Source organism: Saccharibacter floricola DSM 15669 (genome assembly GCF_000378165.1).
Taxonomy (GTDB): Bacteria; Pseudomonadota; Alphaproteobacteria; order Acetobacterales; family Acetobacteraceae; genus Saccharibacter; species Saccharibacter floricola.
Map to the genome: position 1 here is coordinate 198,099 of NZ_KB899335.1, position 15,431 is coordinate 213,529.

Consider the following 15,431-nt stretch of genomic DNA (forward strand, 5'->3'; position numbering starts at 1 on the left):
CTTATCCCTTCTTCTGACGCGCTATCAGCTCTTCAGCTAGCGCCATATAGGCTTCAGCCCCTGAGGAACGTCGCGCATAGGTTAGCACCGACTGCCCATGACTTTGCGCTTCTGGAATACGGACATTACGCGGAATCAGCGTCTGGAAGACTTGCTCACCAAAGAAACCACGCGCATCTTCAGCAACCAAAGAAGACAGATTATTCCGCCGGTCATACATCGTCAGCACGATCCCCTCGAGATGGAGATCCGCATTAAAGGCATGCCGCACCCGGTCGATTGTGCGCACGAGCTGGCTAATCCCCTCAAGAGCAAAAAACTCACATTGCAGTGGCACCAAAACACTTTGAGCAATAATGAGGGCATTGAGTGTCAACAGCCCTAAGCTCGGCGGGCAATCAATGAGGATCGTATCATACCGGTCTTTCACATGCTGCAACGCATCGTGCAGGCGATATTCGCGGCGCTCCCCATCCATAATTTCCAATTCAGCACCAGCGAGGTCTCCATTCGCAGGGATCACGTCAAGCTGTTCAATCGCACTGGGTTGGGGAAGAGTGGAAGGCTCTTCATCACCCACAAGGGCACTATAGCTCCCCCGGCTTCGCTGGTCATACTCGACACCGAGCCCCGTTGACGCATTCCCTTGCGGGTCAAGATCCACCAACAAAACACGCTGATGCTGAGCAAGAGCTGCCGCAAGGTTAAGGCTGGTTGTGGTTTTTCCCACCCCGCCTTTTTGGTTCGCAATGGCGATAATTCGAGTGTTGTGTGAAGGCTCTTTAGACACGTTTAAGTTCACTAATTTTAAGAAGAACGCCGTCCTCACTGGACTGGCTGGGGAAGCTTTCTGTTGTCATGTGCCAGTCACGGGTAGCGTCGGTCAACTCATCAGAGGCTTTTCGCCCTTTTAAAAACAAACAAAACCCCTCTTTTTTCAAAAGAGGTTCTGCCCAGCCAAGCAATCGCGACAACGGGGCTAGAGCACGCGCGGTAATAATATCCGCAGGTTCTACCTCAGCGGCCTCAATCCGTTTTGCGATGACCGTTGTCTTTACCCCGCACAGTCGGCTTGCTTCACGCAGAAAGGCGCATTTGCGCTGGTCAGATTCAATAAGTGTGACCGGATTTCCCGTCGCAATCGCGAGGATAAGACCAGGGAAGCCACCCCCTGACCCTAGGTCAATTATGCGTACTCCAGCAGGAATATGCGCCGTAAGCTGCAAACTATCCTCAATATGGCGCGACCAAAGATGGGCCATATCGCGGGGACTAATGAGGTTAATGCGGCTATTCCATTGCTCTAACAGGGCGGCAAATCGCTCTAGTTTCTCATGCGTTTCACGTGAAACACCCGTCATGATCGACTCCTGACATGCGCAAGCAGAGCAACCAGCGCAGCCGGCGTTAGGCCACGCACACGCTGCGCCGCTGCAAAATTAGGCGGCCGTGCTTCCGAAAGGCGCTCTTGCATTTCACGGCTTAACCCACCAATCGCACTGTAGTCCAGATCATCGGGAAGTTGCAGCCCCGTTTCACTTTGAAGCTGGGCAATATCGCGCTCTTGCCGGCGGAGGTACCCGCCATACCGTGCTTCTGTCTGAACATGGCGACGCACACGTTCGGGCAGCTGTCCATACCAAGGGGCAAGGGCCTTCACCTGTTCTTCTTGCGCTTGGGTCGCGAGGACATCAAGCAAGCTCCGCCGCCGTCCATCTTGAGAAACCTCAATCCCCTGTTTTTGCAGGTCTTGGGGAAGGAAGATTTTGTCTGATGCGCGTTTAATCGCCTCATCAATCTGACGCACCGTTTCCTCAAACATATGGCGCCGTTCATCACTGACACAGCCCGCCTCAATGCCTTTAGGCGTTAAACGCAAGTCCGCGTTATCGGCTCGAAGAAGAAGGCGATATTCCGCCCGCGAGGTAAACATGCGGTACGGCTCGCTAATGCCGTGCAAGGTCAGATCATCGACCAACACACCCAAGTAAGATTCATGGCGGCCTAACGTCAGCGGTTCTTTGCCCGCCACAGCACGCGCCGCATTGACGCCAGCCAGCAAGCCTTGCGCCCCGGCTTCTTCATAGCCTGTCGTGCCGTTGATTTGCCCAGCCAGATACAGCCCCGGCAATTTTCTCAGTTCAAGAGAAGGACGTAGCTCGCGTGGATCGACATAGTCATATTCAACCGCATAGCCCGGTGTCACGATCCGGGCGTTTTCCAACCCCGGCATGCTAGCAATCATTTTCTCTTGAACGGAAGCGGGCAGGGAGGTGCTGATTCCATTTGGATACACCAAGTCACCGCCGGGATTTTCAGGCAGTCCCTCTGGCTCCAAAAACACCTGATGGCTATCACGCCCTGCAAAACGAATGATTTTATCTTCAATCGACGGGCAATAGCGCGGCCCACGCCCAACAATTTCTCCCCCATACATGGCGGAGAGATGAAGGTTGTCACGAATGATCTGATGAGTCTCTGCCGTTGTGTGGGTAATCCGACAGGTCAGCTGACGATGAGGCAGCTCAGACGTGAGCGCACTAAAAGCCTCTGGCTCCTCATCCCCCACATCAGCAGGCAAGCTCTCCCAATCAATGCTATCGCGAGCAAGACGAGGAGGGGTGCCTGTTTTCAACCGCCCCATAGCAAGACCGAGCGCCTCAAGTCGCTCTCCAAGCTGCGTAGCGGGGGCCTCCCCAATACGCCCAGCTTCTTCTTTGACATCACCGGTATGGATCACCCCACGTAGGAACGTCCCACTGGTAATCACCACAGCGCCCGCATGATAGCGACGGCCATCTTCACACACCACACCGCTCACGCGCTGATCGTCAACGATCAGATCACCCACAGCACCTGCCTCAATCACAAGGTTAGGTGTCGCACGCAACAACTCCTGCACCGCCGCACGGTAAAGAAAGCGATCTGCTTGCGCACGCGGGCCATGAACAGCAGGCCCTTTGGAGCGATTAAGTAGTTTGAAATGAATACCAGCCCGATCGGCCGCTTTCCCCATAATCCCATCAAGGGCATCAATTTCACGCACAAGGTGACCTTTGCCGATCCCGCCAATGGCAGGATTGCACGACATCGCCCCGATTGTGTCGGGGTTCTGTGTCAGCAATAACGTCGCTGCTCCCGTACGAGCGGACGCCGCCGCGGCCTCGGTGCCCGCATGGCCACCACCGATGACGATCACATCATAATCTGGGGTCATGATCTCTTATTTCCCGATACAAAACTGGCCAAAAATCGTGTCGAGCAAGGCTTCAACATCCACATGCCCGGTTAAACGCCCCAAAGCGCGCATCGCCAAGCGCAGCTCTTCACCACGAATCTCCGGCCATGGTGCGCTCATCGCACGCTCTAAATGATCCCGCGCTTCCTCCAGCCCAGCACGATGACGGGCCCGCGTTAGGGGAGGAGCCGCACGTTGGTTCATCAACGTCTTCACCACATCACTGAGGATCGCCCGCAGCGGAGCAATCCCCTCTGGGCTTTGCGTATGGATGCCAATCTCTCCCTCTAACGCCGGCACAAGGTCAATCTTTGTGCGGACACGGATCGCATCAGGAGCCAAGGTCTCAGCGTCATCACCGGGGCCAACAAGATGCAGTACCCGATCCGCCTTTTCTACATGGCGCATAGCACGACGGATCCCTTCCGCCTCAATCTCATCATCCGTCTCGCGCAGCCCGGCGGTATCAATCAAACGCAGCTTAATACCATCCAGCATCCAATCCACACTGATCGCATCACGCGTCGTCCCGGCTTTTTGCGTAACGATCGCCGCATCATGCCCACACAGCGCATTCAACAAGCTCGACTTCCCAACATTAGGCGCCCCTGCGATGACAACCGTCAGGCCTTCACGCGTGATTTCTCCACGTTCATCCTTTAAATGCTCGCTCATCTCGTGGCCTAAAGCCCGGCACTCTCCAAGCAGCGCTTCTTCCACCTCAGCTGGCAGCTCCTCGTCGGGAAAGTCAATCAAGGCCTCTTGCTGCGCAAGTACCTGCCGCAAACGCTGGCTCCATCCCTGATACAACGTGCTTAACACACCATCAGCTTGGGCAAGCGCTTGCTTCCGCTGGGCCTGTGTTTCCGCATCGACAAGGTCGGCAATCGCTTCCGCCTGAAGCAAATCCAGCCGCCCTGCTTGAACAGCGCGGCGCGTAAACTCACCCGGCTCGGCAGGCCGTGCTCCAAGAGAAACGAGGGCCTGTGCGACCGATTCAATAATCGCGGGGCCGGCATGAAGATGCAGCTCAGCGCTATCTTCTCCCGTATAGGAACGCGGGCCTGGAAGCCACAGGATCAAAGCCTGATCCAACACCTCTCCATCATGACGCAAAGAGCGTAAACTTGCGTAACGTGGAGCAGGTAACGAGCCTGCAAGGCTCTCAAGAATGAACGCACTTTGAGGCCCACTGAGCCGCATCACGGCAATCGCCGCACGGCCAAGCCCGGTCGCGAGTGCAAAAATAGTGGGGGTCTGTGAAGACATGGAGGCAGTCATGGGTGCTTCCATACAGCACTCTTGAAGGAAAATCAGCTTTATTGACGTTCTCAGCTCAAAAAGGCAGCTTAACGCTATGGCTCAGCTTTCTTTTCACATCCCTCTTGGCACCATCACTCTCAGTGAAGACGATGGCCACATTGTCTCTCTGGATGAAGGGTGGGGCCGTGACCAAACCGAAACCCCGCTTTTGGTCAGAGCACGTACCTTGTTGCAGGATTATTTCGACGCAGTCACCGTTGATCTCTCATCCCTCCCAGTACGCCCATATGGAACGAATTATCAGAAACGCGTCTGGGAAGAGGTGCGTCACATTCCTTTTGGCCAAACACGACGTTACGGCGACATCGCACACGCTATCGGTGGAAGTGCCCAATCCGTCGGGACGGCCCTTGGCGCTAATATGATCCCACTTCTTATTCCGTGTCACCGGGTGGTCAGCGCACGGGGGTCTGGTGCGTATTCCGCCTTTGGCGGTGCTGAAGACAAAGTCCGTTTACTCGACCTTGAAAACGGCTTTTAATACACATAGGGTTCCTACCAAAAAGGGGCCCTAAGGCCCCTTCATGATTAGTTATTCATCGCATCAAAGAAGTCTTGGTTAGACTTACTATAGCGAAGCTTGTCGAGGAGGAAGTCCATCGCATCCATCGTGCCCATCGGGGCCAAGATGCGGCGGAGCACCCACATTTTCGACAAGGCAGCACGATCCACCAACAATTCTTCTTTCCGCGTGCCAGACTTCGTGATGTCAATCGCAGGGAAGGTGCGTTTATCGGAAAGCTTACGATCAAGGATGAGCTCAGAGTTACCCGTGCCTTTGAACTCTTCAAAGATCACTTCATCCATACGTGAGCCCGTATCAATCAACGCTGTCGCGATAATCGTGAGCGAGCCACCTTCTTCAATGTTACGCGCCGCACCGAAGAAACGCTTTGGACGTTGCAGCGCATTGGCATCAACACCACCGGTCAACACCTTACCAGAAGACGGAACAACCGTATTGTAGGCACGCGCTAAACGAGTGATGGAATCAAGCAAAATGACCACATCACGTTTATGTTCAACGAGACGTTTGGCTTTTTCCAACACCATTTCCGTCACCTGAACATGACGGTTCGCAGGCTCATCAAACGTAGAAGCCACGACTTCACCGCGCACAGAGCGCGCCATGTCGGTCACTTCTTCAGGACGTTCATCAATGAGAAGAACGATCAGGAAAACGTCAGGATGGTTCGCGGTAATAGATGCCGCAATGCTCTGCAACATCACGGTTTTACCCGTACGTGGAGGAGCGACGATCAAGGCACGCTGGCCCATCCCGATAGGGGCAACCAGATCAATAACACGCGAGGTATGATCGCGCTGGTCACGGCGGCCTTTGCTCTTGGCCGTCTTCGGTGTTTTCTCGTCTTCCTTTGGTTCCGTTTCCATCCGCAAACGACGTTCTGGGAACAAAGGCGTTAAGTTGTCAAAATTAATGCGTGATCGGACAGTTTCCGGCGCTTCAAAATTGATCGTATTGACTTTTAGCAGAGAAAAGTAGCGCTCTCCGTCACGCGGAGCGCGGATTTCCCCTTCAACCGTATCCCCTGGACGAAGGCCAAAACGGCGGACTTGGTTGGGTGAAATATAAATATCATCTGGCCCAGGGAGGAAGTTAGCCTCTGGGCTACGGAGAAAACCAAATCCATCAGGAAGGATTTCGAGAGTACCTTCCCCATACACAATCTGGTCACGCTCAGCCAAGGTTTTGAGAATGGCAAACATGATGTCCTGCTTACGCATGGACGAAGCATTCTCAATATCCAGCTCTTCAGCATAATCGAGCAGATCAGCAGGAGTTTTCTTCTTCAATTCGGCGAGATGCATGAAAATATGCGCCTTGATGTGCCCCTTAGAGGGACAATATCTGACAGAAAGAGAAGATACACCGTCGGCATGGAAGCTCCACCAAGGGAGCCGAGCAAGAACGATAAGCTGAACAAACAGGCTATCAGAACATTTCCCGTAACAAAGACGGGACGAAAAATGGTGTATCCGATGCGGAGGGAACGATCAAAAGCAGGAAAACCTGCCCTGTTAAGATCGCTCTATTCCTTAGAGAAGGACCCTCCGCTCTGTCAAGACGCTCTTCCCTTAATTATAGGACTTTCATCATCGCTTCCGCTGTTCGCAAGGAAAGCGCCATGATCGTCAAGGCCGGGTTTGCTGCTCCTGCACTCGGGAATATTGAATGGTCACTGATCCACAAATTGTCGATGTCAAAGCTTTGCCCGTAAGGCGTGACCACGGCTTTCGCGCTATCTTTGCCCATACGGCATGTGCCAATCATATGGGCAGCGCGGCTGAAAACACGAATATCTTTCGCATCAACAGAGCGCCATAGAGCTGTCATCACGTCGGTTGCATGACGGTGCATGGCTTCTTCATTGGGGCCATAGCTGTAATCAATGCGCGGTTTGGGCAGACCAAAACCGTCCCGTTCCTCTGATAACGTCACGCGGTTTTCATCACGCGGGAGCGTTTCGCCATGCATCCCAATCCCGGCACTGTGGTTATAGTGGGCCAGTGTTCGCGCCAATGATTCACCGCGTCGGTTACTGCCGCGCGCCAGCCCAGCCGTCCACGTAACGGGCATCATACCCAAAGACTGCAAAAGATAACCGCCCGCAAAATCAGCCCCTTTAGGGCGGATCATATCCTCCGTGATGGTCAGGGATGGATACCCCTTATTAGGCCGCATTTCGTCATCAAACACACCCCATACTTGGGTCGAGATATGGGTCATATAATTGCGTCCCACTAAGCCGGAGCTATTAGCAAGCCCTGTATGGAGCAGCAGACGCGCTGTCTCCACAGCACCGGCGGAGAGCACAACAGAACGGCATTTTTGGCGTTCTTCTCGCCCAGCGCGCTGGTAAATCACGGCCGTAATTCGCCCTTGAGTGTCACGCTCAAAGCCTGTGACCATACAGCCTGGGCGTATCTCCCCACCATGCGCAACAGCCATCGGTAGCCAGGTATTATCGGCTCCCGACTTTGAACTATTACGGCACCCCTGATGGCACGCTCCGCAATTTTGGCACGCATCACGCCGCCCATAATAAGGCTGGTCACGTTCTTGGGTGACCAAAGCAACAGGACCATCAGCATGGCGCAAACCGACCTGGTCACAGGCATCGCGCATTTTAAGCGCAGCTCCATTAGCGGCCGGTGGTGGGTACGCATAGCGACGCTGAGCATCCCATGGATAAGACGCAGGACCACTCACCCCGATAAAATCCTCAACCCGCTCAATGTAAGGGAGCAGCTCATCATAGCCGAAAGGCCAGTCTTCGCCCTCTCCTGTCTCTGTTTTAAGCTGAAAATCACGCGGATCCATTCGCGGCAAAAAAGCACCATAATGGAGCAGCGACCCACCAACGCCCGTGCCACTATTATTACCGCCAAAGGCTTGGGGCGTTGTACCGCCAGAGAGGCGCTCATGACGCCAATAGAGCTCCTGAGCACCCATTTCATCAGGTGTATAGCGGTTTGCGTCAAATTTAGGCCCAGCTTCTAAAGCCACAACCGTGCGTCCTTGCCGGGCAAGTTCAGCCATTAATGGCGCGCCACCTGCGCCCGTACCGACGATAACGGTATCAACGACTTTATTGGCAGAAAACCGTGTCATTGTCTCATTCATGAACGCACTTCCGTAGATGTGTGTGTACTGGGGTACATGGGGATTGTACGACCCCATGACCGTGTGGGTACCGAGTACCGGGGACGGTACTGTACCCGGTTATAAAAAGGGGATTGTACACAGCCTTACTGTGGACAATTCTGGATAACGTGCTGCACCCTTTGAGAAAGCTTAGCCTTAGAGTTGTACACAGTGTGAGTAAGATGGGGTACATTTTTAGAAAGCCGGGTACCACAGTACTCACAGGCTTCCTCTCCATCTCCATCTTTTTCTCTTTTTATATTTATTATTAGGGAGAGAACACTTTCCTGTGCATTGATCATCTCGCACTCACAATCCTTCAAAGAGATCACGTTGGTTTAACCCAATTTCTTGGAAGCCTTGGAGATGATCATCCCCACCTGTCAAAAGAGCTGAAATATCCAGCGCCTCTTGAACGACCGGATGAGCAAAAAAAGTGCCTATAATATCGGCTCGAAGATCACAGCTCCACAGAGACATCTGATGAGGCGTTAAAGACGTTGGCACAGCTTCAGGAAGAGTTCCTTCCAAGGCGTGATCAAGAAGCTCCCCACGCTGAGCGGATGAGAGAGTGTGGTATGAACGGTGATGACGTGCATGAGCGTGCGCTTCAATGCTGTGTAACCCTTTCTCCCAAGCCTCTTTATCAGCTGGGAGATCAGCATAACGCCAGCCATCACGTAACCCATCTAATGCCTGATCGAGAAGGAAAGCTAATGGCACATTAACGCCATCGGGTAAGAGGAGATGTTGAGGGAGAATATCGTCACAGATTCGCTCTAAAAGCGAAAAAGAGTCGAGCGAAAGATGGCAGGGCCGCTCTTGCGGACTGTCCAACCGATCTAAAAGCAGAGCACGAGTTCGTGATGAAAGATGCGCTGACTCTAGGAGAGAAGGCGATGTTAGGGTCATAACAGAGGGACCATTATAGAAGATATCATGGAACAACTCTTCCCGTTTGGCTGAAAAATACGGTATCGTGAACCGGAAAAGATGTTCTTCTTTAAGGAAAGCATCTTCTTTTATTGTTAATGTCTGCACGACAGGAGCCAAAATGACGGTTGAGATCCAGGTGCCCGTTTTGGGTGAAAGCCTTAATACGGCGACAGTGGCACGCTGGTTAAAAAAGCCTGGAGACTACGTGCAGGCCGGTGAGATTATCGTTGAGCTGGAAACAGATAAAGTCACCTTAGATGTGCCCGCCCCTGCATCCGGTCAGTTGCAAAAAGGGCGGTCTGAAGGGGAGGATGTGGAGGTCGGCCATGTGCTGGCAACGATAGATGAAACGGCCACAGCTCCTGCTCCTCCAAAAAAGGCTGAGAAGACCGTAGCAGACAAAGCAGAAGCGGCACCTCCTGCACAAAAGGCTCACTCAGCGCCACAGAAGGCGCCTGAGAGGCCTGTAGAGGATAAAACGCCCAGCGCACCCGTTCCACCAGTGCCCCCATCAGAGGGCGAGCGGCGGGTGCCTATGAGCCGGTTGCGTAAAACCGTTGCACGAAATCTCAAAGAGGCACAGAACACAGCGGCTCTTTTAACGACATTCAACGAAGTTGATATGACAGCTGTTCGTGAGCTTCGTGCCCTTTATCGGGACAAATTTGCCGAAAAACATGAGGGTACACGCCTTGGGTTTATGTCCTTTTTCGCTAAAGCGGTGACGGGTGCGTTAAAAGATTACCCAGCTTTGAATGCGCGGATTGATGGCGATGAGGTCGTTTACCGTGATCATGTTAATCTCGGTATTGCTGTCGGTACAGAACGCGGCCTCGTTGTGCCGGTATTGCGACAGGCTGAAACGATGAGCTTTGCGTCGATTGAGCGTCAAGTTGCTGATTATGGGAAGCGTGCACGTTCTGGGAACTTGGCTCTTGAAGAATTAAGTGGAGGAAGCTTCACTATCACCAATGGCGGTATTTTTGGCTCGCTTTTGTCCACGCCGATCGTCAATGGCCCTCAATCGGGTGTTTTAGGCATGCATGCCATTCAAGAACGTCCTGTTGCTCGTCATGGCGAAGTGGTGATCCGTCCCATGATGTATGTGGCACTGACATATGATCATCGACTTGTTGATGGGCGTGAAGCGGTGAGTTTTCTAGTACGGCTCAAAGAGTTAATTGAAGACCCAAGACGGCTTCTCTTGGATTTATAAGCCACCGTTATGCGTATAAAAAAGTCCGACCCTTCAGAGATGAAAGGTCGGACTTTTTAACGAATGATGCCTACTAGATGGGCACGAAAAGCTTATTGGCCCCAATTTGAGGGAAGCTTTCCACCATTTTGAGCGAGTTCTGAGTAGACTTGCTTGATCAGCCACACATTCATTGTCGCGGTGTCATTTTTATCACCGCTATAATGAAGCTCATCAGCGAGTTTCTGGCGGGATGTCAGAGAGCTATCCAACCCAAGAAGCTTCAGCAGATCCACAATTGAGGTCTGATAATTTGAAGGCTGACCCGCTTTAGCCGCGAGGTCTTTTAACACAGCTTCAACATCAACCTGCGCAACAGAAGGGGCCGCTCCAGATTCAGCAGAAGGAGCCGCAGCGGGGGCTGAGGCAGCCTGTGGTGCTTCAGCCGCTTGAGCGGAGGAAGACCCCGCAGCGAAGTGAACGACCTTAGAGACGATATCGCTAAACAATCCCATGAGAAAACTCCTTTGTCATGACAGAGAACCTTTCCTACCGAAGAAGAGGCAGGAAAGGCATGATCATGGCTTAGTAACGGTAAAGATCGTGTTTAAAAGGCCCCTCGACAGAGACGCCAATGTAATCGGCTTGCGCTTTGGTCATTTTAGAAAGCTTTGCACCGACCTTCTCAAGATGAAGGGCAGCAACCTTTTCATCAAGGATTTTAGGCAGCGTATAAACTTTAGCTTCATACGTACCAGGCTCTGACGTCCAAAGTTCAATCTGAGCCAATGTCTGGTTGGTGAAGGAGGCGGACATCACAAAGGATGGATGGCCCGTCGCATTCCCCAGATTAACCAAGCGGCCTTCAGAAAGAAGAATGATGCGGCGGTTTGGTGCCAGCTCAATTTCATCAACCTGTGGCTTAATGTTGGTCCATTTATGATTGCGCAGGGCAGAGACCTGAATTTCGCTGTCAAAATGGCCGATGTTAGAAACAATAGCGCGGTCTTTCATGGCACGCATATGTTCAATGGTGATGATATCTTCGTTCCCTGTGCAGGTGACAAAAATATCGCCACGAGGAGCAGCATCGTCCATTGTGACGACTTCATAGCCTTCCATGGCAGCTTGAAGAGCGCAGATAGGGTCGACTTCTGTCACAAGAACGCGGCAGCCTGCATTGCGGAGGGAGGCAGCAGAGCCTTTACCCACATCACCGTACCCTGCAACAACAGCAACCTTACCGGCCATCATCACATCGGTGCCACGGCGGATGGCATCGACCAAGCTTTCACGACATCCATAAAGATTATCGAACTTGGATTTTGTCACGCTGTCATTGACGTTGAAGGCAGGGACTTTCAGCTTCCCTTCGCGCTCCATTTCCCACAGACGATGCACACCCGTGGTTGTTTCTTCGGACAGACCACGCACATCCTTGAGGAGTTCAGGATATTTTTCATGCATCAATGTGGTGAGGTCGCCCCCATCATCAAGGATCATGTTGGGTGTCCACCCATCAGGGCCCTTGACGGTCTGCTCAATGCACCACCAAAATTCTTCGTCTGTCAGGCCTTTCCAAGCGAAGACCGGCACCCCAGCAGCGGCAATAGCAGCGGCAGCTTGATCTTGTGTGGAGAACACATTGCAAGAAGACCAACGTACACTTGCCCCTAAAGCGACGAGCGTTTCAATCAGCACTGCGGTCTGAATGGTCATATGCAGGCAACCGGCGATGCGTGCCCCTGCGAGAGGTTGGCTCTCACCATATTCTTCGCGAAGAGCCATCAAACCGGGCATTTCACCTTCAGCAATGGAGATTTCTTTGCGACCCCAATCCGCAAGGGAAAGATCGCGAACTTTATAGTCCTGTGTCGCCATGACATGTTCCTTATCTGTCAGTCATTGGGTTGACGGAAATGGAGTAGAACGTAAACGCTCTTCTAGTCCCCATAACGATAGAGGGAACTATAAAGCTTTGCTCAAGAGGTGGAAAGAAGAGGCTGCTTCTTCCACAGAACATTCAGAAAAAATGCATTTAATATTGCGTTTGACGATATGACGTGTCAGAGACCGGAAGATTATATGGAGTGAGGGCCATTATGACGTGGAGACCTTCATTCTATAAATGTTTTTGGTGATGTTTCTGCCATGAAGGGAGGATGCCGTGTCCGATAACACTGCCCGCAACTTTCCCTTCACGGTGTTAGATCCATCATTACGCGGGGGCAAAAAGCCCACGATTGCTCACGGGCTTGTTTGGGCGATTGGTGTTTCCCCTGGCAAAGAGCTGCACTCTTTAGATGCAGAGACCGTTCAAGCGCTTCTTGCTCCCTCTTCGTCATCAAATGCTCATCTGGATAAAGCAACCCGAGGGTGGGACTGGGCGTGGCTTCATTTTGATACGGTGCATAGTTCAGCACGTGCCCATGTCGCACAACTTAGAGATTTCCCCGAAGAAGCCGGGGCCATGCTGGCTGAGACGGATTACAGCATTGCCCTTGAAGCAGAAGATGACCGCGTATGGGGCGCTTTGCCTGCTTTTGATGATGCCCTTGCTGAAGAAGACCGTGAGATTTGTGCATGGCGCTTTGCGATGAGTGAGGAGCTGCTCATTACAACGCGCCGCACGCCAATCCCAGTGTTAGGGACGGCTTACCGGTCATTACGAGGGCGTGGTATTCCGCCTAATCCTGCTGGTGTTATTGATCGTGTGTTGCGTGACTTCACAGGCACAGTGCGGCGGCAGCTGGCTCAGCTTGATGATGAGCTTGACCGTGCTGAGGATGTTTTGCTGACCATTGAGCATGGTTCTGATCTTGGGCATTTGGGCGGTATCGTTGGTAAAGTGCGGCGCCGGGCGACAGAGCTTCGGCGTGTGGTGATGCCGATTGATCGTGTGCTGCGTGATGAAGATTTGGAACTGCCTGAATGGGCAGAAGATGATTTGCGCGATCGCGCTGAACAGCAAATTCACGCAGCGCTTGATGACCTTATTGCGCTTCAAGACCGAGCACGGTCGCTACAAGATGAGCTCGCATCAGGCCAAGCTGAAGAAACTAACCGCCGGCTTTATATTCTCACTATTGTGACGACGCTCATGCTTCCAGCAACGTTTGTGACTGGATTCTTTGGCATGAATACGGGAGGCATGTTCCTTGCTGAAGGTGGATGGGGAACTGTGCTCGCTGGGGGGTGCTGCTTCCTTTCTATGGCAGTGACCTTTATTTTTATGAAGCTAGCGCGATTGCTGTAGGGGTGAGTTTGTACTTCTTTTACCGGAAAGAGCGTATTTTTTCGATCACGTTATAGACAGAAGCTTGATGTGAGCCCATCTGTGTAGAAGGGGAAGATCCTTTCCACGAAAAATCAGAACGGTCGATTAGAGAAACAGGATCAATTGTCTTTACTCTTTAGTGGTCATGATTACAGTCAAGACCAGATAGAAAAGGTAGGAGACCTTAACATGTCTGATAATACACTACGCACAACAGCAGGTGCTCCTTGGGGGAGCAACCAAGATAGTAAGTCAGCTGGTCCACGCGGTCCGCTTTTATTAGAAAATTATCAACTTCTCGAAAAGCTGGCGCACCAGAATCGTGAACGTATTCCAGAACGTACGGTTCACGCGAAAGGCTCTGGCGCACACGGAACGCTGACCATCACCAATGATATCAGCAAATATACCCGTGCTAAGATTTTCTCTGAAGTCGGGAAGAAGACGGATATGTTCATCCGCTTCTCAACCGTCGCAGGGGAAATGGGCGCAGCTGATGCTGAGCGTGACGTTCGCGGCTTCTCGATGAAGTTCTACACCGAAGAAGGAAACTGGGATCTTGTTGGTAATAACACCCCCGTTTTCTTTGTCCGTGATCCGATCAAGTTCCCAGACTTCATCCATACGCAAAAGCGTCACCCACGCACCAATATGCGTTCAGCAACGGCAATGTGGGACTTCTGGTCTTTGTCACCAGAAAGCTTGCATCAGGTTGCTATTCTGATGTCTGACCGTGGTCTTCCAAAAGGCTTTCGTCACGTCAATGGTTACGGCAGTCACACCTATTCTCTGTGGAATGAGAAGGGTGAGCGCTACTGGGTAAAGTTCCACTTCAAAACCCAGCAGGGGCATGAGTTCTATACGAACGAAGAAGCCGCAAAGGTTGTTGGGGAAGACCGTGAGTCTTCACAGGCTGACCTGTATAACGCGATTGAGCGTGGCGATTTCCCACGTTGGAACGTGTATATTCAGGTCATGGAAGAAGAAGAAGCGGAACGCGTTAACTTCAACCCATTCGATGTGACAAAGGTTTGGTCTCATAAGGACTATCCTTTGATTGAAGTGGGTGTGATGGAGCTTAACCGTAACCCAGACAACTACTTTGCTGAGGTTGAGCAGTCTTCCTTCTCCCCATCGAACATCGTTCCTGGGATTGGTTTCTCACCTGATAAAATGCTTCAGGGTCGTATCTTTGCTTATGCGGATGCCCATCGCTACCGCGTTGGCACACATTACGAATCTCTGCCCATTAACCGTCCGAAATTCCCTGTGAAGAATTATCACAAGGATGGTGCTATGCGCTTTGATGAGCCAAAAACTGGGGATGGTGGCTTTTATGAGCCTAACTCTTTCGGTGGGCCTGTTGAGGATAAAAGCGCCATTGAGCCGCCATTGCGCGTCAGTGGTGAAGCAGCTTACTACGAACATCGCTCAGATGGAGATGATTATACTCAAGCGGGTAATCTCTTCCGTCTCTTTGATGATGCTCAGAAGCAGCGCTTCTTTAAAAATATCGCAGGGGCGATGGCAGGTGTGCCGCAGCACATTATTGACCGTCAGCTTGGTCATTTTGAAAAAGCTGATCCAGCTTGGGCTGAAGGGGTGCGCAAAGCACTTGCAGGCTAAGGCTTTGTAGAAAGCAGGCTTTGCCGCGTAAGAAAGACACATAGAAGCCCTCCTCCAGACTTTCTGGGGGAGGGTTTTTATATGACAGTTTTATGATTTTTAAGGGAGGAACGTTTAAAGAGGGTCTTTTTTAAAGATTTAAACTAAACTTTATTTTATAAGCGCCCTT

At 52.0% G+C, this 15,431-nt stretch carries 13 protein-coding genes; 4 read left to right on the forward strand and 9 right to left on the reverse strand.

All coding sequences use genetic code 11. The features are described 5' to 3' along the window. Window position 1: 1 nt before the first annotated feature. Genes F457_RS0104235 through mnmE form a run of 4 tightly spaced genes read right to left on the reverse strand, consistent with a single transcriptional unit; the run spans window position 2 to window position 4,507 of the window. On the reverse strand, window positions 2-790 hold the full coding sequence (locus tag F457_RS0104235; protein WP_018979892.1) for a ParA family protein: 789 nt from the start codon (window positions 788-790) through the stop codon (window positions 2-4). Next, the gene (rsmG, locus tag F457_RS0104240) at window positions 783-1,361 is read right to left on the reverse strand and encodes a 16S rRNA (guanine(527)-N(7))-methyltransferase RsmG (protein WP_018979893.1); all 579 of its coding nucleotides are present in this window, start codon (window positions 1,359-1,361) and stop codon (window positions 783-785) included. The genes F457_RS0104235 and rsmG overlap by 8 nt, the downstream gene beginning before the upstream one ends. After that, window positions 1,358-3,217: a tRNA uridine-5-carboxymethylaminomethyl(34) synthesis enzyme MnmG gene (gene mnmG, locus F457_RS0104245; protein WP_018979894.1), complete on the reverse strand. Its 1,860-nt coding sequence runs from the start codon at window positions 3,215-3,217 to the stop codon at window positions 1,358-1,360. The genes rsmG and mnmG overlap by 4 nt, the downstream gene beginning before the upstream one ends. A 6-nt stretch (window positions 3,218-3,223) precedes the next feature. Beyond that, window positions 3,224-4,507: a tRNA uridine-5-carboxymethylaminomethyl(34) synthesis GTPase MnmE gene (mnmE, locus tag F457_RS0104250; protein ID WP_040920811.1), complete on the reverse strand. Its 1,284-nt coding sequence runs from the start codon at window positions 4,505-4,507 to the stop codon at window positions 3,224-3,226. A gap of 88 nt (window positions 4,508-4,595) precedes the next feature. On the opposite strand from mnmE, the gene F457_RS0104255 reads away from it, so the two are divergent. Next, window positions 4,596-5,042 carry a methylated-DNA--[protein]-cysteine S-methyltransferase gene (locus tag F457_RS0104255; protein ID WP_018979896.1) on the forward strand — a complete coding sequence of 149 codons (447 nt, stop codon included), beginning with the start codon at window positions 4,596-4,598 and terminating at the stop codon, window positions 5,040-5,042. 47 nt (window positions 5,043-5,089) lie between these two features. On the opposite strand, the gene rho is transcribed toward F457_RS0104255, so the two are convergent. From rho to F457_RS0104275, 3 genes are all read right to left on the reverse strand, one after another. Further along, window positions 5,090-6,391 carry a transcription termination factor Rho gene (gene rho, locus F457_RS0104260; RefSeq protein ID WP_018979897.1) on the reverse strand — a complete coding sequence of 434 codons (1,302 nt, stop codon included), beginning with the start codon at window positions 6,389-6,391 and terminating at the stop codon, window positions 5,090-5,092. 271 nt (window positions 6,392-6,662) lie between these two features. After that, the gene (locus tag F457_RS0104265) at window positions 6,663-8,207 is read right to left on the reverse strand and encodes a GMC family oxidoreductase (protein WP_245539109.1); all 1,545 of its coding nucleotides are present in this window, start codon (window positions 8,205-8,207) and stop codon (window positions 6,663-6,665) included. A gap of 330 nt (window positions 8,208-8,537) precedes the next feature. After that, a complete protein-coding gene (locus F457_RS0104275) occupies window positions 8,538-9,140 on the reverse strand; it encodes a gluconate 2-dehydrogenase subunit 3 family protein (protein WP_026294182.1) in 603 nt (200 codons plus the stop codon). 142 nt (window positions 9,141-9,282) lie between these two features. On the opposite strand from F457_RS0104275, the gene sucB reads away from it, so the two are divergent. Then, complete coding sequence (sucB, locus tag F457_RS0104280; RefSeq protein WP_018979901.1) at window positions 9,283-10,380, forward strand: dihydrolipoyllysine-residue succinyltransferase; 1,098 nt, start codon at window positions 9,283-9,285, stop codon at window positions 10,378-10,380. 92 nt (window positions 10,381-10,472) lie between these two features. On the opposite strand, the gene F457_RS0104285 is transcribed toward sucB, so the two are convergent. Continuing rightward, complete coding sequence (locus tag F457_RS0104285) at window positions 10,473-10,874, reverse strand: DUF3597 domain-containing protein (RefSeq protein ID WP_018979902.1); 402 nt, start codon at window positions 10,872-10,874, stop codon at window positions 10,473-10,475. A gap of 70 nt (window positions 10,875-10,944) precedes the next feature. Further along, a complete protein-coding gene (ahcY, locus tag F457_RS0104290; RefSeq protein ID WP_018979903.1) occupies window positions 10,945-12,240 on the reverse strand; it encodes an adenosylhomocysteinase in 1,296 nt (431 codons plus the stop codon). Window positions 12,241-12,526: 286 nt separating this feature from the next. Between ahcY and F457_RS0104295 the strand changes: the two genes are divergently transcribed. Next, window positions 12,527-13,615 (forward strand): CorA family divalent cation transporter, encoded by a 1,089-nt coding sequence (locus F457_RS0104295; RefSeq protein WP_018979904.1) that lies wholly within the window; start codon window positions 12,527-12,529, stop codon window positions 13,613-13,615. Between the two features lie 210 nt (window positions 13,616-13,825). Next, window positions 13,826-15,262: a catalase gene (locus F457_RS0104300; protein ID WP_018979905.1), complete on the forward strand. Its 1,437-nt coding sequence runs from the start codon at window positions 13,826-13,828 to the stop codon at window positions 15,260-15,262. Window positions 15,263-15,431: the final 169 nt, after the last annotated feature.

Bases quoted from the DNA above. Each gene is read 5' to 3' on its own strand.
- F457_RS0104255 (WP_018979896.1), top strand. From the start codon at position 4,596: ATGGCTCAGCTTTCTTTTCACATCCCTCTTGGCACCATCACTCTCAGT.
- F457_RS0104275 (WP_026294182.1), bottom strand. From the start codon at position 9,140: ATGACCCTAACATCGCCTTCTCTCCTAGAGTCAGCGCATCTTTCATCA.
- mnmE (WP_040920811.1), bottom strand. From the start codon at position 4,507: ATGTCTTCACAGACCCCCACTATTTTTGCACTCGCGACCGGGCTTGGC.
- ahcY (WP_018979903.1), bottom strand. From the start codon at position 12,240: ATGGCGACACAGGACTATAAAGTTCGCGATCTTTCCCTTGCGGATTGG.
- rho (WP_018979897.1), bottom strand. From the start codon at position 6,391: ATGCATCTCGCCGAATTGAAGAAGAAAACTCCTGCTGATCTGCTCGAT.
- mnmG (WP_018979894.1), bottom strand. From the start codon at position 3,217: ATGACCCCAGATTATGATGTGATCGTCATCGGTGGTGGCCATGCGGGC.
- F457_RS0104300 (WP_018979905.1), top strand. From the start codon at position 13,826: ATGTCTGATAATACACTACGCACAACAGCAGGTGCTCCTTGGGGGAGC.
- F457_RS0104285 (WP_018979902.1), bottom strand. From the start codon at position 10,874: ATGGGATTGTTTAGCGATATCGTCTCTAAGGTCGTTCACTTCGCTGCG.
- F457_RS0104265 (WP_245539109.1), bottom strand. From the start codon at position 8,207: ATGAATGAGACAATGACACGGTTTTCTGCCAATAAAGTCGTTGATACC.
- sucB (WP_018979901.1), top strand. From the start codon at position 9,283: ATGACGGTTGAGATCCAGGTGCCCGTTTTGGGTGAAAGCCTTAATACG.
- rsmG (WP_018979893.1), bottom strand. From the start codon at position 1,361: ATGACGGGTGTTTCACGTGAAACGCATGAGAAACTAGAGCGATTTGCC.